19 protein-coding genes are annotated in these 22,165 nt (G+C 62.4%); 10 read left to right on the forward strand and 9 right to left on the reverse strand.

All coding sequences use genetic code 11. The annotated features are described in order from the left end of the window. Nucleotides 1–150 precede the first annotated feature (150 nt). The 4 genes from mfd (at nt 151) to SRB521_RS15665 (ending at nt 6,573) form a co-directional block, all read left to right on the forward strand. Entirely contained in the window at nt 151–3,660 is a 3,510-nt protein-coding gene (gene mfd, locus SRB521_RS15650; protein WP_116722537.1) for a transcription-repair coupling factor, read from the forward strand. 296 nt (nt 3,661–3,956) lie between these two features. Next, complete coding sequence (locus tag SRB521_RS15655; RefSeq protein ID WP_116722538.1) at nt 3,957–5,141, forward strand: acetyl-CoA C-acetyltransferase; 1,185 nt, start codon at nt 3,957–3,959, stop codon at nt 5,139–5,141. An 83-nt stretch (nt 5,142–5,224) separates the two neighbouring features. After that, entirely contained in the window at nt 5,225–5,911 is a 687-nt protein-coding gene (locus tag SRB521_RS15660) for a CoA transferase subunit A (RefSeq protein WP_075704821.1), read from the forward strand. Next, nucleotides 5,911–6,573, forward strand: coding sequence for a 3-oxoacid CoA-transferase subunit B (locus SRB521_RS15665; protein WP_116722539.1), 663 nt, complete (start codon nt 5,911–5,913; stop codon nt 6,571–6,573). Before SRB521_RS15660 ends, SRB521_RS15665 begins: the two co-directional genes overlap by 1 nt. A 105-nt stretch (nt 6,574–6,678) precedes the next feature. Here SRB521_RS15665 and xdhC read toward each other — a convergent pair whose 3' ends face one another. From xdhC to ygeW, 5 genes are all read right to left on the reverse strand, one after another. Further along, entirely contained in the window at nt 6,679–7,173 is a 495-nt protein-coding gene (xdhC, locus tag SRB521_RS15670; protein ID WP_075704823.1) for a xanthine dehydrogenase subunit XdhC, read from the reverse strand. After that, entirely contained in the window at nt 7,170–8,051 is an 882-nt protein-coding gene (gene xdhB, locus SRB521_RS15675; protein ID WP_075704824.1) for a xanthine dehydrogenase subunit XdhB, read from the reverse strand. The genes xdhC and xdhB overlap by 4 nt, the downstream gene beginning before the upstream one ends. 3 nt (nt 8,052–8,054) lie before the next feature. After that, entirely contained in the window at nt 8,055–10,373 is a 2,319-nt protein-coding gene (gene xdhA / locus SRB521_RS15680; protein WP_033118285.1) for a xanthine dehydrogenase subunit XdhA, read from the reverse strand. Nucleotides 10,374–10,458: 85 nt separating this feature from the next. Further along, nucleotides 10,459–11,391, reverse strand: a complete 933-nt coding sequence (gene arcC, locus SRB521_RS15685) for a carbamate kinase (RefSeq protein WP_033118284.1) — start codon at nt 11,389–11,391, stop codon at nt 10,459–10,461. Between the two features lie 66 nt (nt 11,392–11,457). Then, complete coding sequence (ygeW, locus tag SRB521_RS15690; protein WP_075704825.1) at nt 11,458–12,651, reverse strand: knotted carbamoyltransferase YgeW; 1,194 nt, start codon at nt 12,649–12,651, stop codon at nt 11,458–11,460. A 363-nt stretch (nt 12,652–13,014) separates the two neighbouring features. Between ygeW and SRB521_RS15695 the strand changes: the two genes are divergently transcribed. The 5 genes from SRB521_RS15695 (at nt 13,015) to SRB521_RS15715 (ending at nt 18,232) form a co-directional block, all read left to right on the forward strand. Continuing rightward, entirely contained in the window at nt 13,015–14,490 is a 1,476-nt protein-coding gene (locus tag SRB521_RS15695; RefSeq protein WP_075704826.1) for a pyridoxal-phosphate dependent enzyme, read from the forward strand. 11 nt (nt 14,491–14,501) lie between these two features. Beyond that, the gene (locus SRB521_RS15700) at nt 14,502–15,740 is read left to right on the forward strand and encodes a threonine synthase (RefSeq protein ID WP_075704827.1); all 1,239 of its coding nucleotides are present in this window, start codon (nt 14,502–14,504) and stop codon (nt 15,738–15,740) included. A 26-nt stretch (nt 15,741–15,766) separates the two neighbouring features. After that, complete coding sequence (locus SRB521_RS15705) at nt 15,767–16,120, forward strand: hypothetical protein (protein WP_075704828.1); 354 nt, start codon at nt 15,767–15,769, stop codon at nt 16,118–16,120. Nucleotides 16,121–16,281: 161 nt separating this feature from the next. After that, nucleotides 16,282–17,664, forward strand: coding sequence for a dihydropyrimidinase (gene hydA / locus SRB521_RS15710; RefSeq protein ID WP_075704829.1), 1,383 nt, complete (start codon nt 16,282–16,284; stop codon nt 17,662–17,664). 10 nt (nt 17,665–17,674) lie between these two features. Next, nucleotides 17,675–18,232, forward strand: a complete 558-nt coding sequence (locus SRB521_RS15715; protein ID WP_075704830.1) for a nucleotidyltransferase family protein — start codon at nt 17,675–17,677, stop codon at nt 18,230–18,232. Between the two features lie 351 nt (nt 18,233–18,583). Here the strand turns inward: SRB521_RS15715 and SRB521_RS15720 are convergent, their stop codons facing one another. Then, nucleotides 18,584–18,880, reverse strand: a complete 297-nt coding sequence (locus SRB521_RS15720; RefSeq protein ID WP_033117587.1) for a thioredoxin family protein — start codon at nt 18,878–18,880, stop codon at nt 18,584–18,586. Nucleotides 18,881–18,906: 26 nt separating this feature from the next. Continuing rightward, the gene (locus SRB521_RS15725; RefSeq protein ID WP_058118670.1) at nt 18,907–19,515 is read right to left on the reverse strand and encodes a manganese efflux pump MntP; all 609 of its coding nucleotides are present in this window, start codon (nt 19,513–19,515) and stop codon (nt 18,907–18,909) included. A 92-nt stretch (nt 19,516–19,607) separates the two neighbouring features. Here SRB521_RS15725 and tadA point away from each other — a divergent pair, with 92 nt between their 5' ends. Further along, nucleotides 19,608–20,081, forward strand: a complete 474-nt coding sequence (gene tadA, locus SRB521_RS15730; RefSeq protein ID WP_116721620.1) for a tRNA adenosine(34) deaminase TadA — start codon at nt 19,608–19,610, stop codon at nt 20,079–20,081. Nucleotides 20,082–20,407: 326 nt separating this feature from the next. Here tadA and SRB521_RS15735 read toward each other — a convergent pair whose 3' ends face one another. Continuing rightward, complete coding sequence (locus SRB521_RS15735; protein ID WP_033117588.1) at nt 20,408–21,652, reverse strand: MFS transporter; 1,245 nt, start codon at nt 21,650–21,652, stop codon at nt 20,408–20,410. After that, entirely contained in the window at nt 21,642–22,097 is a 456-nt protein-coding gene (locus SRB521_RS15740) for a MarR family winged helix-turn-helix transcriptional regulator (RefSeq protein ID WP_243276454.1), read from the reverse strand. Before SRB521_RS15740 ends, SRB521_RS15735 begins: the two co-directional genes overlap by 11 nt. Between the last annotated feature and the right edge of the window lie 68 nt (nt 22,098–22,165).

Below are 22,165 nucleotides of genomic sequence, written 5' to 3' on the forward strand. Positions count from 1 at the left end.
AAATGCGGGCCGGTCGGAGGAGGCCTGCCCCCATCTGGAATACGCCGCCGCCCACGGTGGGTGGCTCCACCACCGCGCCGACGCAGAAGCACTGCTCCGCAGCTCCGCGCCGGTCGCCGGAGAAACCTGATCCAAGGAGTACCGCCTGTTATGAATCAATTGCTCTCGATCTTATCCCAGGTCCCGGAATTTCCCCAGCTTCTGGCTGCCATCGACTCCGGCGGGTGTCCCGCGGCCGTCACAGGGCTGGCGGCGGTCCACCGCGCCCATTTTGCCGCCGGCATCCGGGCTAATACCGGGCGTCCGGTGGTCCTTCTGTGCGCCGACGAAACCGAGGCCGCCCGTCTGGGGGAGGACCTGGCCGCTCTGACCGGGGAGACGGTCCTTCGGCTGCCCGCCAGGGAGTTTACCTTCCACAACGCCGCCGTGGTCTCCCGCCAGTGGGAGCACCGGCGGCTCTCCGTTCTCCGGGCCATGTCCACCGGACGGGCGCCGCTGGTCGTGGCCACTGTGGATGCCCTCCTCCAGCGGACCCTCCCGAAAACACTGCTGTCCCAGGCGGCACAGACTCTGCGCGTGGGGGAGGTCCATGACCTGCCAGAGCTGGCCGAACGCCTTGCCGCCGCGGGATATGCCCGTTGTGAGCAGGTGGAGGGCGCGGGCCAGTTTGCTCTGCGGGGCGGTATTCTGGACTTTTTCTCCCCTGCTTACGACCGGCCTGTTCGATGCGAATTTTTTGGAGATGAGATCGACTCCATGGGTCTGTTTGACCCCTCCAGTCAGCGCAGGACGGAAAACCGGGAGGAGGCGGAGATCCTTCCGGTGGCAGAAGTCCTCCCTCAGTTTGCCCCCGGAGGCTATCCCGGGCTCCTGGAGTCCATGGACCAGCTCATTTCCCGGGTAAAACGGGCCAAACACCCACAGCCGGAGCTTCTCGCCACCCTGGTCGAGGACCGGGACCGCCTGGAGGCGGGGGGCTCCTTTCCCGCCGTGGACCGGTACATCGCCCTTATTTATCCTCAGATGTCCACAGCAGTCGACTATCTCCCCGAGGACGCCGTGGTCTGCCTCTCTGAAAGTCCCCGCGTGGCGGAGCGGGCCAGGAACTACCAGTGGCGGCTGGAGGAGGACGCCAAGACCCTGATGGAATCCGGCCTCCTCCCCGGGGAGCTGGCCGCCTTCTCCCGCACCATGGACGACCTGTCCCACGGGCTTTCCGACTACCCCGTGGTCTTTCTGGACACCTTTTCCTCGTCCTCCTACCCTCTGCGTCCCAGATCGCTTCTGGACGTGATGGCCAAACAGCTCCCCTCCTACGGCGCGAGCCCGGAGACCGCCGCCGCCGACCTGGAGCACTACCAGTCCGTGGGCTTCCGGTCCATCGCCCTGGCCGCCGGCGAGCAGCGCTGTCTGAACCTCCAGTCGCTGCTGCGGGAGCGGAAGGTCCGCTCCGCCGTGGACTTCGCCCTTCACGATCTGCCCGCGCCCGGCAAGACGGTCATCTGCGTGGGGGGCCTCTCCGCCGGCTTTGAGTATCCGGACGCCAGACTGGCCGTACTTACCGAAGGGCGGGCCGCCCCCGCCAAAAAGCCGAAAAGCAGGAAGGCATCCAACCGCCAGAAGCTGGATTCCTATGCCGACCTCTCCCCCGGCGATCTGGTGGTCCATGAGCACCATGGCATCGGCCGGTATGTGGGCATGGTAAAAATGTCCGCCGACGGCGTGCAGAAAGACTATGTAAAAATCGCCTATGCCGGGTCCGATATTCTTTATGTGCCCGCCACCCAGCTCGACCTGGTGTCCAAGTACATCGGCTCCGGCGATGACACCGAGCATAAAAAGCTTTCCAAGCTTGGGGGCACCGACTGGGAAAAGGCCAAGACCCGGGCGCGGAAGGCGGTGCAGGACCTGGCCAAGGGGCTCATCCAGCTCTACGCGGAGCGGGAGCGCATGCCCGGCTATGCCTTCTCGCCCGACTCCCCTTGGATGAAGGAGTTCGAGGATCAGTTCGAGTACGCTGAGACCGACGACCAGCTCCGATGCATCGAGGAGATCAAACGCGATATGGAGACGCCCAAGCCCATGGACCGGCTTCTCTGCGGGGATGTGGGCTACGGCAAGACGGAGGTGGCCTTCCGTGCCATCATGAAATGTGTGCTGGACGGCAAACAGGCGGCCATCCTGGCCCCCACCACCGTGCTGGCCCGGCAGCACTTTCTCACCGCCAAACGCCGCTTTGCGCAGTTCCCCGTGGAGATCGATGTGGTGAGCCGCTTTCGTACACCGGCCCAGATGAAGGCCACGCTGATGAACGTGCAGTCCGGAAAGGTGGACCTGCTCATCGGGACCCACCGCCTTTTCAATAAGGATGTCCACTTTAAGGACCTGGGGCTGCTGGTGGTGGATGAGGAGCAGCGGTTCGGCGTCCAGCACAAAGAGAAGCTCAAGGAGCTCTCCAAGCAGGTGGACGTGCTTACACTCTCTGCCACCCCCATTCCCCGCACGCTGAACATGGCCCTCTCCGGTATCCGTGACATGTCTACCCTGGAGGAGCCGCCCCAGGACCGCCAACCGGTCCAGACCTATGTGCTTGAGCACGACTGGTCCGTGCTGGGCGACGCCATGAGCCGCGAGCTGGAGCGGGGCGGCCAGGTGTACTATCTCCACAACCGTGTGGAGACCATCGAGCGCACGGCGGCCCGTATCCAGGCCATGCTGCCTGATGCAGGCATCGCCATCGCCCATGGCCGCATGACCCAGGAAGAGATCAACGATGTCATGAGCCGGATGACCGACGGCGAGGTGGACATTCTCGTGTGTACCACCATCATCGAAACCGGTATCGATATCCCCAACGCCAATACGCTCATCATAGAGGATGCGGACAGGATGGGGCTTGCCCAGCTCCACCAGCTCCGGGGTCGGGTAGGGCGCTCCGCCCGTCGCGCCTTCGCCTATATGACCTACCGCCAGGGCAAAGTGCTCACCGAGGTCCAGGCCAAGCGCCTTTCTGCCATCCGGGAGTTCGCCGAATTCGGCTCTGGGTTCAAAATCGCCATGCGGGACCTGGAGATCCGGGGCGCGGGTAACGTGCTGGGTCCCGAGCAGTCCGGCTTCCTGGTCAGCGTGGGCTATGATATGTACCTGAAGCTTTTGGAGGAGGCGGTCCTGGAACAGAGGGGCGAGACGCCCAAGGTCCAGGCCGAATGCGCCGCCGATCTGGCGGTGGCCGCCTCTATCCCGGATCGATATGTCCCCTCGCCGGAACAGCGCATGGACCTCTACCGCCGCATCGCCCGTATCCGCAGCGAAGAGGAGGCCGACGACCTGGTGGATGAGCTCATCGACCGCTACGGAGATCCCCCGCGGACCGTAAACAATCTCATCTCCGTGGCGCTGCTCCGCGCCGCCGCTGCCGGCTGCGGCATTACAGAGATCGCCCAGAAAGGGGAACGCCTGAACTTCACGCTGGCCCAGGTGGATTTCGCCAAGGTCTCCTCTCTGTGCGGTGGAGCGGCCTACCGGGGCCGCCTTCTCTTCTCCGCCGGGGAAAATCCCTACCTGGCCCTCAAGGTGCGTAAGGGAGAGGACGCGCTGAAACTAGCCGCCCGGTTGGTGGAGGAGTACAGGGCCACACCGCTCCCTTCCCCCGCAAAATAGCCCTTGCCGCCTGACGCTCCGATCCCGCGGCCTCCAAGTTGCCTTTATATTGGTAATACCAATTCGAGCCTATATGCAGACAATCTTTTTGTTTTCTCTCATCTGGTTCCGCTAATCAGAACATCCGGCAATTAAGTTCCGCGATATACCACAAAGTATAAAAAAACCTTAACTTATACACAAACAATTCTCAAAGGTCCCGTTGCTTTTTATGGGACAATCATATATAATAAACCACGAAGCATAAGGATGGGAAAGCAAAATACAAAAATACTTAATTTATGGAGGTTAGTCCCATGAGAGAAGTCTATGTTGTGAACTGCTGCCGTACCGCTGTCGGCTCGTTCGGCGGGTCCTTGAAGGACGTTCCGGCTCCCGAGATGGGTGCCATTGTCATCAAGGAAGCGCTCAAGCGCGCCAATGTTGCCCCCGAGAATGTGGATGAGGTCATGTTTGGCTGCATTCTGACCGCCGGCCTGGGCCAGAACGTGGCCCGCCAGGCCTCCCTCAAGGCCGGGATTCCCATTGAGGTCCCCGCCTACACCGTGGGCATGGTCTGCGGCTCCGGCATGAAGAGCGTCATTGAGGGTGCCCGCTCCATTGTCGCCGGTGACGCCGACATCATCGTGGCCGGCGGCACCGAGAACATGTCCGCGGCCCCCTACTCCATCCCCGCCGCCCGCTGGGGCGCCCGGATGAACAACAACAAGATCATCGACACCATGGTGAACGACGGTCTGACCGACGCCTTCAATAATTATCACATGGGCATCACCGCCGAGAATGTCTGCGATCAGTGGGACATCACCCGCGAGGAGCTGGATGAGTTCGCCTACAACTCTCAGAAGAAGGCCGCCGCCGCCCGTGACTCCGGCCGCTTCAACGACGAGATCGTGCCTGTGCCCGTGAAGGTGAAGAAGGAGATCGTGGAGTTCAAGACCGACGAGTTCATTAAGGGCGACGTCTCCCTGGAGAAGATGGCCAAGCTGAAGCCCGCCTTCAAGCCCGACGGCGGCCGCGTGACCGCCGCCAACGCCTCCGGTATCAACGACGGCGCCGCCGCCATTGTTCTGGCCTCCAAGGAGGCCGTGGAGAAGTATGGCCTGAAGCCCATGTTCAAGCTGATCGGCTGGGGCCAGGGCGGCGTGGACCCGAAGATCATGGGCGTGGGCCCTGTGCCCGCCTCCAAGAACGCCATGGCAAAGGCCGGCGTGACCATCGAGGACATCGACCTGGTGGAAGCCAACGAGGCTTTTGCCGCCCAGTCCGTGGCGGTTGCCCGTGAGCTGAAATTCGACATGAGCAAGGTCAACGTCAACGGCGGTGCCATCGCCATCGGCCACCCTGTCGGCGCTTCCGGCGCCCGGATTATCGTCACCCTGCTCCACGAGATGCTCAAGCGCGACGACGCCAAGAAGGGCCTCGCCACCCTCTGCATCGGCGGCGGCATGGGCGTTGCCACCATCTTTGAAAAGTGCTAAAATAAGCTTGCGGTTCTTCGGCGGGCGGGCAGGGTCCGTCCGCCGAAGTCAGCATAGAAACAATTTTAGGAGGGAACGTAACAGTGGCAAAAATTATTTCTGTTGAGGAAGCCATCGCCATGATCCCCGATGGGGCTACCATCATGTTCGGCGGCTTCTTGGGCTGCGGCAGCGCTCACCATATCATCGATGCCCTGTCCAAAAGTGGCAAGAAGGACTTTACCATCATTGGCAACGACTGCGGCATGGCCACCGGCCCCAACGGCGACCTGTACGGCATGGCCAAACTAGTACACAACCACCAGGTCAAGCGCGTCATCGCCACCCATGTGGGCATGACTCCCGACGTGGGCACTCAGAACATGGTGGACAAGACCCTCACCGTGGACTTGGTCCCCCAGGGCTCTCTGGCCGAGATGATCCGTGCCGGCGGCGCGGGCCTGGGCGGCGTGCTCACCCCCACCGGCGTGGGTACCATCGTGGAGGACTCCCCTCTCTGCCTGGGCAAGCAGACCATCGACGGCAAGGAGTACCTGCTCATGAAGGCCCTGAAGGCCGACTTTGCTCTGGTCAACGCCCATTTCGTCGACAAGGCCGGCAACATGTGGTACAAGGGCACCACCCGCAACTTCAACACTGTAGCCGCCACCGCCGCTGACATCGTTATCGCCGAGGCCGATCACGTGGTCGAGATCGGCGACATCGAGCCCGAGAACGTTGTCACCCCCGGCGCCTACATCAAATACATCGTGGATGGAGGGAAGCTGTAATGGAAAAGTCTGAGATCAAGGGCTTTATCGCCAAGCGTGTTGCCAAGGAGCTCAAGGACGGCGACGTGGTGAATCTGGGCATCGGCCTGCCCACCCTGGTCCCCGCCTACCTGCCCGAGGGCGTACATGTGATTCTTCAGTCCGAGAACGGCATCATCGGCACCGGCGCCAAACCCACCGGCACCGACGCTGAACCCGCCTACAAGACCGATGCCGGCGGCTCTCCCGCTCAGGCTGCCAAGGGCGGCTGTTACATTGATTCCGCCACCTCCTTTGCCTTTATCCGCGGCGGCCATGTGAACGCCACCATCCTGGGCGGTCTGGAGGTCGATCAGGAGGGCTCTCTGTCCAACTGGATCATCCCCGGCAAGAAGATGCCAGGTATGGGCGGCGCCATGGACCTGCTGGTGGGCGCCAAGGAAGTCATCGTGGCCATGGAGCACACCGCCAAGGGCAACCCCAAAATCCTGAAGAAGTGCACCCTGCCCTATACCGCCGTGCACTGTGTCACCAAAATCATCACCGAGATGTGCGTATTCAATGTGACCAAGGACGGCCTGGTGATGACCGAGATCAACCCTGAGTTCACGGTAGATGATGTGAAGGCCGCCACCGCCGCAGACTTCACTGTGGCCGAGGACCTCAAGGATATGACCGCCTGAGTTTTTCTTATCAAGATTCCCCGGACAGATGTCCGGGGAATCTTTTTTTCTCCCAGCCCGGCTCTATTAAAAAGAGCAGCCCGCCATACGGCGGGCTGCTCCTTTTTAACTCTGTTTCTCCCCCACGTAGCCGTTGCAGACGTTGACCGCCTTCTCCACGGCGTTGAGGATGTTCTGATAGCCGGTGCAGCGGCACAGATGGCCGGAGATCAGCTTTCGGAGCTCCTCCCGTGTGTACGTTCGCCCTGTTCCCACGATCTCCACAGCGGAGAGAATGATGCCCGGGGTGCAGAAGCCGCACTGGACGGCGGCCTCCTCGATGAACGCCCTCTGGATCTCGGTGAGCTCCCCGTTTTCCCCCTGGAGTCCTTCCACAGTCAGGATGTGTTTTCCCTCCGCCCAACAGGTGAGGTAGATGCAGGAGTCGATGGCCACGCCGTCCACCAGAACAGTACAAGCCCCGCACTCCCCTACCTCACAGCCCCGCTTGACGCTGGTAAGGCCCAACCGGTCCCGCAGGGTGTCCAGCAGGGACTCCCGCAGGTCGTACCCCACCTCCACCGGCCTTCCGTTGACGGTGCAGTGCAGAATTTCCATCATAGCTGCGCCCCTCCCTTCCGGGCCGCCTCCAGCAGGGCCCGCCCGGACAGTTCCCGGATGAGCTGAAGGCGAAATTCCCTGGAGGCCCGCCAGCTGGTCCGTGGGCTGACGTCCTCCAGCGCCAGGCTTCCAAGCCGCGCAGCCGCTTCCGATACGGGGAGGCCGCGGACCCCCTCCTCCGCCGTCCGGGCACGGATGGGCGTCGGCGCGGCCACGCCAAAGGCGAGGCGCACATCCTCACAGATCCTCTTGTCTGCGGAAAGCCGGACCAGACAGGAGACCCCCAGTGTGGCGATGTCCATGGCGTTGCGCTGGGCGTATTTGATATAGTGTCCGCTCCAGCCGTCATAATTTTCTTTTTGTATCACAATCCTGCACAGGAGCTCGGCGGGGCCGAGGTCCACTTTGCCCACCCCCTGATACCACTGGGAAATGGGCACGATCCGCCAGCCCGCGGGGCCCCGCAGGTGCATCCGGACGTCCAGGGCCATAAGGGTGGAGGCCGAGTCGGCAGAGGTGACGCCGTTACAGACGTTGCCGCCGATGGTCCCCACTGCCCGGAGCTGGGGGCCGCCGGCCAAATCGGTGGCCTCCCCCAGCACGGAGACCCTCTCCTGAATGATCTCGCTGCCGGTGACACCCCGGAAAGTGGTCAGAGGTCCCACGGCGATATCGCCGTTTTCCAGCAGCGTCACCCCCTCCAGCTCCTCCCGCAGTCCGTGGATGGACACCAGACGGCTGTCGGCTAGCTTTCCCTCCCGGATCTTGATGAGCACATCGGAGCCGCCCGCGATGACCACGGCCGACGGGTCCTTTTGCAGCGCCGAAATGGCGTCCTCCACGGATACGGCCCGGTAAATGGATTGAATATCGTACACGGCTCAATCCCCCACTTTCTCGATGAGTCCCGCCTCCGTAAAGGCCTCCACCAGCCGCTGCGGATTCATGGGCAGGCGGCGGAGGCCCACGCCGGTGGCCTGGAGCACGGCGTTTCGGATCGCGCCGGCCACAGGAATGGCCGGCGGCTCTCCCAGGGATTTGTTCCCAAAGGGCCCCGAGGGGTCGTCGGTCTCCACGAAGAGGGCGTGGAGCTCCGGGTGGTCCATCGCGGTGGGCAGCTTATAGTCCAGCAGATTGCCGTTGAGGAGGCGGCCCTTGTCATCGTACTTCATCTCCTCTGAGAGGGCATATCCCATCCCCATGCTCATGCCGCCGTGCACCTGTGCCTCGGCCAGCTTGGGATTGATGAGCCTTCCGGAATCGTGAACATTCACGATGCGGAGCACCCGCACCTTGCCCACCGGGATGTCCACCTCCACCTCGGCAAAGCAGCAGCCGAAGGAAAAGGTATTGTTCTTGCACTGGACGGTGGCCTCAGCGGTGATGTGGACACAGTGCTGCAGAGAGTAAAAGGCCTCCATCGCCAGGTCCGCCATGCGCAGCACAGGCGCACCGCTGACTGTGGACACCACATCCCGGCCCCGGATGTCCAGATTGCCCGGGTCCAGATCGGTGAGCTCGGCTGCATAGTCCAGCACCTTGTCCCGGAAGATCTCTCCCGCCCTTTTGATGGCCTTACCGGTGACATAGGTCTGCCGGGATGCATAGGCGCCGGTGTCAAAGGGCGCCGTGTCGGTGTCCTGGAAAGAGACGATATGTACATCCTCGGTGGGGATGCCCACGGCCTGCGCGCACATCTGGGAAAAGACGGTGTCGCCCCCCTGTCCGATCTCCGTGGCCCCGAGCTGGAGCTGCACGGTACCGTCCTGGTTGAGGATGATCCGGGCCGACGAGGTCTCCAGGGAGATGGGCCACACGCCGGTCTTGTAGGAAAAGACCGCCATGCCCACACCCCGGCGGATGGCTCCGGTCTCATGGGCATATTTCTCCCGCAGCTCCCTCCACCTGATGAAATCCGCACCCTTACGGATGCAGTCCCGGAGTCCGGTGGAGTGGCACGTGATGCCGTTGGTGGGGTCCACATAGCCCAGCGGCATACTGTTTTTCAGCCGGAATTCCAGCGGATCCCACCCCATCTCCCGGGCGATGTCGTCCATCATGCACTCGCCGGCAAAATTGCACTGCGGGATGCCGTAGCCCCGCATGGCGCCGGTAGAGCCCAGATTGGTGTACACCGTCCATGCCTCGGAGCGGTGGGCCAGGACATCGGGATAGGTCTGGCGGAAGCCGGTGACGGCATTGGCCACGATGGCATGGCCGTGGGAGGCGTAGCCCCCCTGATTGGAGACCGCCCGGCACTCCCGGGCCATAAGGCGCATATCCGGCCCCACGGCGGCCTTCAGGTCGAAGTGGATGGGATGGCGGGAGCGGGTATTTTGAAAGGTCTCCTCCCGGGTGCACTCCAGTTTCACCGGTCGGCCGCCCACCTGGGTGGTGATCCAGGCATTGAGAGGCTCGTAGAGTACCTCCTGTTTATTCCCGAACCCGCCGCCGATATAGGGCTTGATGACCCGTATGTTGCCCCAGCCGATGCCCAAGGCCTGGCCGATGACGCGGCGGACGATATGGGGGATCTGGGTGGAGGACACCACCACGATGCGTCCGGCTTCCATATAGGCGTACGACACCGGGTTCTCGATGTGGCAGTGCTGAACGGCCTGGGTGTCGAAGTGGTCCTCGAAGACCCGGTAGGCGGGATCGGCAAAGACCTCATCCACATCCTTTACCGCCGCGCCCGGGGTGATCACGTTGAACAGAGTGTGCTTCAAGACATTGTCCGGGTGCTCCTCGTGGATGGGAAGGGCCCCCTCCGCCATCGCCTGTTCCGGCGTGGTGCAAACGGGGTACTCCTCATACTCCACCCGGATGGCCTCCAGCCCCCGCTGCGCTGCCAGCTCATTTTCCGCTACCACTACGGCGATGTCGTCCCCATAGATGCGTACCCGGGTGGCCAGCAGCTTTCGGTCGGCCACGTCCTGGTGCGCCTCCTCCACACTCCAGGGATGGCCCGGCGTGGGATACTGGATGTCGGGCACATCAAAACAGGTGAGCACCTTCACCACGCCGGGGACCGCCTGGGCTTCTGAAATATCCATGGATCTGACCACGCCGTTTGCAATGGTGCTGTGGAGGATTCTGGCCACAAGGATGGCCTCACCGTGGAGATCGTCCGTATACTTGGCCCGCCCCGTCACCTTGTCAAAGGCGTCTACGCGAGTCAGACTTCTGCCAACTTCCACAAAACACACCTCCTTTTAAAGGTAATATAACACAGTTTTGTCCAAAAAGGAAGGGGGCGTCCAGCCCCCTTTCCAATGGATCCCATCAGCCGATGATGGTCCCGGTCTGACCCCGCATCCCGTCCAGCGCCTTCTCCAACTGGGTGATCAGGGTCTGCCGGCCGGGGCTCGACTTGGCGAACGCCACAGCGGCCTCCACCTTGGGCAGCATGGAACCGGGGGCAAACTGTCCTTCCGCGATGTATTTTTCCGCCACAGGCACGGTCATATGGGTGAGCCAACGCTGATTGGGCTTTCCAAAGTGGACTGCCACCTTTTCCACGGCGGTGAGGATCATGAGGCAGTCCGCCCCCAGTTCCTCCGCCAGGAGCTCCGCGGTGAAATCCTTGTCTACCACGGCACCGGCGCCCCGCAGGTGGTTGCCATCCGGCAACACCGGGATGCCGCCTCCGCCGCAGGCGATGACGATCTGTCCCGCATCGGCCAGTGTGCGGATGGTGTCCAGCTCCACCACCCGGCGGGGCCGGGGAGAGGCCACCACCCGGCGCCAGCCCCGCCCGGCATCCTCCATGACCGGATTTCCCCGGCGGCGCATCTCCTCCGCCTCCGCCTGGGTCATAAAGGCTCCGATGGGCTTGGTGGGATGCTGGAAAGCCGGGTCTGCGGGGTCCACCTCCACCTGGGTGAGCACCGTCGCCACGCTGCGGCGAACGCCCCGGTTCAGCAGTTCCTCCCGCAGGGCGTTCTGGAGATCATAGCCGATGTAGCCTTGGCTCATGGCGGTACATACCGAGAGAGGGGCCATGGGGTGGCTGGGGTCCTCCCGGGAGAGCGTGGTCATGGCCATGTTGATCATCCCCACCTGGGGACCGTTGCCGTGGGTAATGACCATCTGATGGCCCTCCTCTAGGAGGTCGGCGATAGTCTTGACGGTGCGCTTTACGGCTTTCATCTGCTCAGGCAGGTTTTCCCCCAGGGCGTTTCCCCCCAGAGCCAGAACAATGCGCTTGGGTTTCATAGGCAATCCCCCTTTCCAGCCTTTCGGCCGCCGCGCGGGCGCTGTCTCTCCCGCGGATATGGGTCCTTACTTCTTCCTCCGGACCCGGCCCCGGCGCTCCAGCTCCCGGAGCATCTCCACGGGCTTTTCACATTGGGCCAGGAAGATCATGGCGGCGATGATATAGGGCTTGAAGCTGGCCTCCCTGTAGAGGAGGGTGCGGTAGCGGTCGAAGACACCGGCCTCCACCTCGCCGTCCACACAGGAGACGCCGTTGATGTCGGCGGGCAGGCAGTGGAGATACAGCGCCCTGCCCTCCCGGGTGGTCTTCATCAGCTCCTCGGTGCAGCACCAGTCCTTGTGCCGGGCATTCTGCTCCAGCAGCTCCTTCTCCAGCGCCTGGATGCCCGCGCTGTCGCCCCCGGCGTACAGTTCGGTCCGCTTCTCCATGGCGGCGAAGGGCGCCCAGCTCTTGGGGTAGACGATATCCGCCCCTGCAAAGGCCTCCGCCATGGAGTTGGTCTTGGTAAAGGTGCCGCCGGAGCGCCGGGCGTTCTGGCGGGCCACCTCCTCCACCTCGGGCATGACCTCGTAGCCCTCGGGGTGGGCCAGCACCACATCCATGCCGAAGCGGGTCATCAGCCCGATCACCCCCTGGGGCACCGACAGGGGCTTACCGTAGCTGGGTGAGTACGCCCAGGTCATGGCCACCTTCTTGCCCTTCAGGTTCTCTACGCCGCCGAACTCGTGAATGATATGGAGCATATCGGCCATGCACTGGGTGGGGTGGTCGATATCGCACTGGAGATTCACCAGGGTAGGCCGCTGCTCCAGCACCCCGTCCCGGTAGCCCTCGGCCACCGCGTCGGCCACGGACTGCATATAGGTGTGACCCTTTCCGATGTACATATCGTCCCGGATACCGATGACATCGGCCATGAAGGAGATCATATTGGCGGTCTCCCGCACGGTCTCGCCGTGGGCGATCTGGCTCTTGCCCTCGTCCAGGTCCTGGACCTCCAGGCCCAGCAGGTTGCAGGCGCTGGCGAAGGAGAAGCGGGTCCGGGTGGAGTTGTCCCGGAAGAGGGAGATGCCCAGGCCGGAATCAAAGATCCTGGCGGAAATGTTCCGCTCCCGCAGATCCCGCAGCGCGTCCGCCACGGCGAACACCCCGGCGATCTCCTGGTCCGTCTTGTCCCAAGTGAGGAAAAAGTCGTTTTTGTATAGCCTGGAGACATCCAGGGTCCCCAATTCCTTCAAAATCTCCTGAAACTGGCTCATGGTCTTTCCTCCTGACGTAATCGGCCTTCCGCCTCTTCTCTTACCACCCATCATAGCCACCCGGCGGCCTCCTGTCAATGCATCTTACAAATTCTTAGCCGTCCAAACTGTTTTTTGATTCTCGACTTGATTTCTGTCTCTCATGTGCTATGATGGAGATACCAATAAAATGACGGCAAGATATCCGGGCGCAGGCTGGGGGCCATTGCCTCCCCTGCTCTCCTGGGCCTGTCGGGCGCGGCCGCGCCGCCCGCGGACGGATATCCGGGCTGCCTGGCCCACGTCCCAAAGAGGCCGAGCCCTTGTTTGCGCCGCCTCACCTTCTCACCTTAAAAATGGTCTATTGATAAAGGAGGTTTTTCCATGATCGACCTGACCATCCACCATGAGAACTTGGCCCACAACATCCGCAAGGCCCGCGAAAACCGCGTCGTTATCCCCACCTATCGGCAAATGAAGCACCCCGAGACCATTCCGGGCGTCATCCGGGATCGGCTGAAGGCTGTGGGGCTTTGGGACGTGGATCCCCTCAATCTCTTCCGCATCACCTGGAAAAACGAGGCCAAGGAGACCGGCGGGCTCTATCAGGACGTGCCCAATTACATCGAGCTCCCCCCCTCTCTCACCGGCGTCCCCGCCCGCATCGTGTGCCTGGTGGGAAAGTGGTTTCCCACCGGCTGCCATAAGGTGGGAGCCTCCTACGGCTGTCTGGTGCCCCGTCTGGTCACAGGTCAGTTCGACGCCACCACAGATCACGCTGTCTGGCCGTCCACCGGCAACTACTGCCGGGGCGGCGCCTTCAATTCCAAGCTGCTGGCGGTGGACTCGGTTGCCATCCTCCCCGAGGGCATGAGCCGGGAGCGCTTCGACTGGCTGCGCTCCATCGCCGGTCAGGTCATCGCAACCCCCGGCTGCGAGTCCAACGTGAAGGAGATTTTCGACAAGGCCAACGAGCTCAAACGCCAGCCCCACATGATGGTCTTCAACCAGTTCGAGGAGATGGGCAACCACCTGTGGCACTATCAGGTCACCGGCGACGCCATCGCCACCGTCTTTGAGCATGTCAAGCGCCCCGGGGACCGGATGGCCGGGGCCTGCTTTACCTCCGGGTCGGCGGGCACCATCGGCTGCGGCGACTACCTCAAGGAGCACTATCCCGCCATGCGTCTGGCGGTGGGAGAGGCCCTCCAGTGCCCCACAATCCTCAACAACGGCTTCGGCGGCCACCGCATCGAGGGCATTGGAGACAAGCATATCCCCTGGATCCACAACGTGAAAAACACCGACATGGTCATTGCCATCGACGATGAGGATTCCCAACGCCTCCTGCGCCTTTTCAACGATCCGGCCGGGCTCCGCTACCTCGGGACGGAGGCCGGTGTGGACGAAGAAACCCTCTCCCGGCTCTCCTGGCTGGGCATCTCCGGCATCGCCAACGTCCTGTGCTGCATCAAAATGGCCAAATATTACGAGCTGACCGGCCGGGACGTGGTGTGCACCGTCCTTACCGACTCGGCCGCCATGTACGGCTCCCGCATTCAGGAGCTCTCTGCGCAGTACGGTCCCTACGACGCCAAATCCGCCGCGGTGGACCACCATCTCCACATGCTGGGGCTGCGCACCGACTCCATGGAGGAGCTCACCTACCAGGACCGCAAGCGGGTCCACAACCTCAAGTACTACACCTGGGTGGAGCAGCAGGGCCGGACGGTGGACGAACTGAACGACCTGTGGTATGATGAGGAAAAGACCTGGAAGGGCGTCCACGCCCAGGCCGACGGGCTGGACGAACTCATAGAAGCCTTCAACGAGGCCACCGGCGTGCTGAAGGGCCTGTAGGGGGCGGCGATATGAAATATGTCCGCCACGCCCGCTGTGTCCGCTGCGGCGCCGTCTACGAGGCCGTCCCCGCCCTCACCACCTGCCGCTGCGGCGGCATGCTGGACATCGAGTACGATTACGAGGCCATCCGGGCCGACTTTTCCCCCGCGGACCTGGAGGGATGCCGGGATTATTCCATGTGGCGCTACCGTCCCTTCCTCCCGGTGGAGGACCGCTCGCCGCCCACGCCCCTGCGGGTGGGCTGGTCCCCCCTTTACCGGGCCGACAGGCTGGCCCGCACGCTTGGGCTGAGGACCCTCTACCTCAAGGATGACGGCCAGAATCCCACCTCCTCCCTGAAGGACCGTGCCTCCGCCATGGCGGTGGTCAAGGCCAGGGAGGCGGGGGCGGATACCATCGCCTGCTCCTCCACCGGCAACGCCGCCTCCTCTCTGGCCGGGAACGCGACCGCCGCAGGCTTCCGCACCTACATCTTCGTGCCCGCCCGGGCCCCCAAGGGAAAGGTGGCCCAGCTTATGATCTTCGGCGCCGCCGTCATCACGGTGGACGGCTCCTATGAGGACACCTTTGCCCTCTCTAAGGAGGCCATCGACCGCTGGGGCTGGTACAACCGGAACGCCGCCATCAACCCCTACCTCTCCGAGGGAAAAAAGACCGTCACCCTGGAGATCATGGAACAGCTCCACTGGCAGGTCCCGGACTATATCGCCCTCTCCGTGGGGGACGGCTGCACCATCGCCGGAGCCTGGAAAGGACTCAAGGACCTCTGCGCCGCCGGGTTTATCGACCGGCTGCCCCGCCTGATCTCTGTTCAGGCGGAGGGCTGTTGTCCCTTGAACCGGGCCATTCAGACGGGAGAGCCTTGGCGCCCCATGGAGGAGAACACCTTGGCCGACTCCATCGCCGTGGGCGTCCCCCGCAACGCGGACAAGGCCCTCGCCGCCATCCGGGAGTCCCGGGGGCTGGCCGTCATCGTCTCCGACGAGGAGATCTTGGATGCCATGCGCCTGCTGGGCCGCACCCAGGGGATCTTTGGCGAGCCCGCCGGTGTCACCGGCACCGCCGGCATAAAAAAGGCCCTGGAGCTCGGCCTTATCGATCCGGATTCCACTGTGGTTAGCGTGGTCACCGGCAACGGTCTCAAGGACGTGCAGAGCGGCATCCGGGCCGCGGGCGAGCCTATGCTGGTCCCGCCGGATATGGACGCCCTGCTCTCCGCCTTCGCCCAGCGCCGCATCGCCCCCTAAAATAAGGAAAAGTGAGGATACCCCCTATGGATCAGACTTCCAAGGCCGTCACGACCGGCGTCATCGTCAACCGCATCATCACCGTGGCCAACCTAGCTCTCACCTTTGCCCTGTTCATCAGCGGCAGCGGCGGCAGCCTGACCCGCACCGTCGTGTTCATGGCCTGGCTGGCCCTGGGAGTGTATTCCCTCATCCACATGCTTAGCGACGTCCTCTCCGGCCAGCACAAAAAAGCGCAGAATTTTCAAAACACCATCGCCCTTTGGGAGCAGAACACGGGAGATCACGGAACCGCCATGCGGTATTTTACCCTGATGCTGGTCGCCTCCTCCCTCCTCAAGCTGGCGGTCCCCGTGGCCCTCTGGGTGCTCTTTCGCTGACCCGGCGGCCCCGCGCCGCAGCGCGCGGGCTTCATTTTGACGCGGCAGGGTCAGAATGGGGCCCGTTTTTCTTTCCGCATCTCTGTCCACTTTAATAAAATAATATCGTTTTACAGTGTCTTTTGACAAATTCCGCCGCATTTGAAAAGAGGTGTCTCCTGATGTCCATTCTGATCCAAAACGGCATCCTCGTCCTCCCCACGGGCCCTATCCAGGCCGACCTGCGGGTGGCAGGCGGCAGGATTGCAGAGCTGGGGCCCGGCCTCGCCCCTGGCGCTTCCCGTGTCATCGACGCCCAGGAACGGCTGGTCTTTCCCGGCTTTATCGACACCCACACCCACTTTGAGATGAACAAGGGCTTTCCCAACGAGACCGCTGACGACTGGTACACCGGCACCCGGGCGGCGCTGGCCGGGGGCACCACCACGGTGCTGGACTTCGCCGAGCCGGAGCGCGGCGCCACTCTGGCCTCTGCGTTGGAGACATGGCATGGCCGGGCGGATGGCGCGGCCTGCTGCAACTACGGCTTTCACATGACTGTCAAGGACTGGTCCCCCTCCATCCGCAGCGAACTGCGGGAGATGACCGCCGCTGGAGTCACCTCTTACAAGGTCTATCTGGCCTACGACAACCTCCGCCTCTCCGACGCCGCCGCCTATGAGGTGGTGAAGGCCGTGGGGGCAGAGGGCGGCGTGGTGAGCTGCCACTGTGAAAACGGCGACCTGGTGACCGAGGGCATCCGCGCTCAGCAGGCGGCCGGAAATCTGAGTCCGGCCGCCCATCCCCTGTCCCGCCCGCCTGCGGTGGAGGCCGAGGCGGTGGGCCGCTGGCTGACCATCGCCGAGCTGGCGGGCTGCCCGGTAAACATTGTCCACCTGTCCACCCTCCGGGGGCTGGAGGCCGTGCGGGCCGCACGGACCAGGGGACAGCGGCTGTATGTGGAGACCTGTCCCCAGTATCTGCTGCTGGACGAGCGGAGCTACCGTCTGCCCGGCTTTGAGAGCGCCAAGTTCGTGCTCTCTCCTCCCCTGCGCGCGCAGGAAAACTGCGCCGCCTTGTGGGACGCCCTGGAGGCGGGAGAGATCGACACCATAGGCACCGACCACTGCTCCTTCCGCTTCCACGGCGCCAAAGAGCTGGGACGAGAGGACTTCTCCAAGATCCCCAACGGCATCCCCGGCGTGGAGCACCGTCCCAGCCTGATGTACACCTACGGGGTGGCGGCGGGGCGCATTACCGCCGTGGATATGGCCCGGCTGCTTGCGGAAAATCCGGCCCGTCTCTTCGGGATGTATCCCCAAAAGGGGGTCCTGGCCGTGGGGAGCGATGCTGATCTTGTTATTTTTGATCCAAATGATACAGGCCGTATTACCGCTGAGACCCAATATCAGAATGTGGATTACACCCCTTACGAGGGAATGGAGCTCCGCGGGCGGGTGGACACCGTCCTCCTGGGGGGCGAGGTGGCGGTGGAGGGCGGCCGGGTGCTGCTGGAGCGCCGGGGCCGCTATGTCTCTCGGGGGCCCAGCGGTTTCTGGCGGTGAGGGCGGGACCATGGAGATCGGTTGCGTCCTCCTCTGCTCCGGCTACGGCCGCCGCTTCGGCTCCAACAAGCTGCTGGCCCTTTTGGACGGAGTTCCCCTCTATCGCCGGGCCTTTGCCGCCCTGCCCCCCACCCTCTTTACAAAGGCGGTGGTCACCAGCCAGTATGGCGAGATATTGGCCCAGGCGGGAAAGCTGGGCTACCTTCCTCTCCTCAATTGCCACCCCTGGGAGGGGGTGGCGGCGGGTATTCGGCTGGGCCTCGCCGCCCTGCGGAATATGGACGGAGTCCTGTTTTCGGTCTGCGATCAGCCAAATTTGACAACAAAAAGTATTGAAAGCTTGATAAATTCCTTTTTGGAATCGCCCGATTTCATTTATGCCCTCTCTTGGCAGGGACGGCGGGGCAATCCGGTCCTCTTCCCCAAGGCTCTCTTTCCAGAGCTGATGGCCCTCACCGGAGATGCCGGGGGCAGCGCGGTCATCCGGCGCCACGCGGAACTTCTCCGCCTCACCGAGGCGGGATCTCCCCGCGAGCTCTCCGATGTGGACTACCCTGAGGAACTGTAGGCCGCTCCGTATCAGATGCGGCGCCCCCTCCCAAAGAATCCTTTGTCTGTGGATTATCTTGTTCTATTTACATCAAAGACGGCGGACAGCTAATGCTGTCCGCCGCAGCGTGTCGAAAAAGTTCGACACGCTTCTCAAAAATGCAAGCATTTTTTCGAGGGGATGCAGGCCGCTGCGCGCACTCGCTGGCGCTCGCACACTAGCGGCCTGAAATGAGTGTTTTTCGACGTACACGCCGTCGAAAAACACGCTTTGATGTGCTTCCGTCGTCTGCGGGCGACGGAACTCTGCGAGGCTCTTGCAATAAAAATCGCAGAATTACACTTTATCGACAGACTGACCGGCGGACAGCTAATGCTGTCCGCCGTTTACAGATGCGGCCGCCGGCTCTCCGGCCGCCAGGCAAAAGACCCGCTCGATGTCCTCCCGCTCGGCGTGGCCCTCATGGACCTTTTCCCCGCCCACGTAGTAGGTCGGGACATAATAGTAATCATACGAATTGGCCAGCTCCGGCTCCTCCGCCTCGTCGATCATCTGCAGCGGGATGTCACGCCATTCGGGGTGCGCCTGAAAGAGCTCCTCCTGAAGCCGCAGGGCCAACTTGCAGTGGGGACAATAGGTCAGCTTGAACAAGATCACGTCCTTCATCCTTCTACCTCCTTGCCTTTCTCAGGCTATCCGAGATGTTCCCCCAAAATCTTGAATCCTATCCCGATGAGCACCAGTCCGCCGGCCAGCTCCGCCCGCTTCTGAAAGAGGCAGCCCAACCGCCGCCCCAGCAGCCCGCCCGCCAGGGAGAAGGCAAATGCCACACCGCCGATGACCAAGGCCGCCCACAGGATATTCACATGCTGGAGAAACGCCATAGAGACGCCCACGGCCAGGGCGTCGATGCTGGTGGCCACAGCCAGCAGGCACAGCCGCCGCCGGGTGAGCTCCGACGGGACCCGGACCCCCTCTCCTCCACAGCTCTGCTCCAGGGCCCCGGCCACCATCCGTCCGCCGATGAAGGCCAGGAGCGCGAATGCCACCCAGTGGTCCACCGCCCGGATGCAGCCGCTGACGCCGGTGCCCAGAGCCCACCCCGCCAGGGGCATGAGAAACTGAAAGAGCCCGAACCAGAGTCCCACCCGCGCCGCCTGCCGGACCCCAAATCCGGGCACGGAGATGCCGCAGGATACGGACACGGCAAAGGCATCCATCGCTAGGCTCACCGCGATGAGGAGAATCGTCACAGGCACCCGATCACCGCCCTCGTCAATACTGTTATAGCACAGGAACATATGCTTTTCCACCTGAATTTATGCCGGACCCTTGCCTTTTGGAGGAAAACCGGCTAAGATAGCATCGACAATCCCGAGAAGGAGGCTCCGCCGTGACTTCAGAAGATTATATGCGCCGCGCCCTCGTCCTGGCCCGCCGCGCCCTCAGCACCGGGGACGTGCCCGTGGGCTGCGTCGTCGCGGATGCGGATGGGGCGATCATCGGCGAGGGCTGGAACCGCAGGGAAGCCGAAGGGGACGCCCTGGCCCACGCCGAGGTGGAGGCCATTCGCAGCGCCTGCCGGCGCCGGGGCGGCTGGAACCTGCACGGCTGCACCCTCTATGTGACCCTAGAGCCCTGCCCCATGTGCGCCGGGGCCATCATCAACGCCCGGCTCAAAAGCGTCTGCTACGGCGCACGGGATGAAAAGGCCGGAGCCTGCGGCTCCGTCCTCAACCTCTTTATGGAGGACTTCAACCACAAGCCCCGGCTCTACGGCGGCGTCCTCCGGGAGGAATGCGCCGCGCTGCTCCAGGAATTTTTCCACACCTTGCGCAAAAAAGGCGGGATATCCACGCTGATTTAAAACATTTGTAACAACTCCGGTCTTCTTTTTTAACAAAGCCCTGATAGGATATCCTCAGCAAGAGACGATACTTCTTTTCATTCTATCCTCCAAATCCGGAAAAAAGCGGCGGAATATCCGCCGCTTTTTTCTGTCCAAACGCAAATTACACAGATTTTACTGCTTTCTGCAAAGATTTAATCTTTTTGTAACAACTCCAGATTTGATTCTTAACAACTCCCGGGTATTATACTACTTGCAAGAGACAGTTTCTTTTCATTTCATTGTATCCTCTTTCCTTTGGTGAGAGCCGGACGTCAGGAGCAGGCGTCCGGCTTTTGCTATGCTCAGGGGGTCTCCCTCTCCCTGGCCGAGCAGAGATAAAGGGGGATCGCGGCCAACTGCGCGGCCATGGAGACAGCTACCATCGCCGGAATGCTCACATCGTACAGCGCGCCCAGGAGCCAGCTCCCCAGGAACCAGAACACGCCGAAGGAGCACTCGAAAATACCATAACCCGTGGCCCGACTGCTCTTGGGCACCATGCTGCTCACGGCGGCCTTCAGAATGGACTCCTGGGCCCCCATCCCCACTCCCCAGAGGGCGATGCCCAGAAGCAGTGCGGGAATAGAGTCAAAGGCGAATACAAACAGGGCGAAGGGGGCGGAGAGCAGGGTGGACCAAACCAGGGCCCTGACTCCTTTTTTATCGTACATGTGACCGAACACCAGGGCGGCGGCCGCATCCACCAGCATGGCTCCGGCGTACAGCAGGGGCAGGGTGCCGCTGTTCACCAGTGCGGAGGTCTCGGCAAGGCCCGAGGCCAGGGGCGTATACAGCCGTGAGACATGCATGAGGATGATGGAGTAGTCGATAAAACCGAAGGCGAAGAGGCTGATCCCGGCGATATACAGCACGAACTCCTTTTTCATCCGAAAGGGCACGTATTCCTTGGGCTCCGGCTCAAACTGCTCCGGATTGGGGAATTTGTGCTTGGTCACCAGCAGCAGCACAATGGTGATCGCTCCGGGGACTGCCAACACGGCAAAGCAAGCCGAGTAGATCTGAAAGGTGCTCCCCTCCGTCTGGAAGAGCATCACCAGATAGAGCAGCACCGGCCCCAGGAAGGCCCCGATCTGATCCAGCAGCTCCTGGAGTCCAAAGCTCTTGCCCGTGCCCTCCTGGGTGGCGGCAAAGGACATGATGGTGTCCTTCGCAGGCTTCTTGATGGCCTTGCCCATGCGCTGAACCACCAGCAGAGCGCAGGCCCAGAGCCAGCCGTGTTCTCCCACCAGGGCCAGCGCCGGGACGGCCAGCACATCCAGTACATAGCCCAAGATGGTCATGGTCCAGTATTGGCGCGTCCTGTCCGTGAGCTTTCCGAACACATAGCGCATGGAATAGCCGATGAGCTCCCCCAGTCCGGAGACAAAACCGATGGCGGCCGAAGAGGCTCCCAGCAGCGTAAGGTAGGCCCCCCGTATGCTGGAGGCTCCCTCATGTGTCATGTCGGAGAACAGACTCACCACACCGAAGAGCAGGATAAACAGCATGGCCTGGGACAGCCTCCGCTTCTTTTTTTCATTCCTCATTTCGATCCTCTCCCTTTATCCGCTCCGCTACATTGGGAAAGCCCGCCCGGCTCTCCGCCTTGGACCGCTGATACAGGAGCTCCAGGACCCGGACGAACTCCCTGCGCTCCTTCTTTCCCAGAGGCTCCAGCAGCCACTCGTAAAAGAGCGTCTCCACCTGGGTCTTTGAGTTCTTCAGCCGCTCGGCTTTCTCCGTGGCATAGAGGAGCTGGCTCCGGCCGTCCTTGGGGTTGCGCTCCCGGATCAGATAGCCTTTACTCTCCAGGTTGGCCGCCTGCCGGGCCACGGCTCCCTTGTCCACGCCCAGTCGCTTGCAGGCCTCCGCCTGCGTGATGCCAGGGGCATGGCGCACCACATGGATGAGGTCGAACTCCGCCGTCCCCACCCCGTCGGCCCGCAGCGTACGGGTGGTGAACTTGGCGGCCTCCCGCGCGATCTTCGTCATTCTCCGCTGTGTGATGTCCACTGTCATCTCTCCCAAACAAGTTGTAGTATCAACCTGATAGATGATAC

The sequence above is a fragment of the Intestinimonas butyriciproducens genome (assembly GCF_004154955.1).
Taxonomy (GTDB): domain Bacteria; phylum Bacillota; class Clostridia; order Oscillospirales; family Oscillospiraceae; genus Intestinimonas; species Intestinimonas butyriciproducens.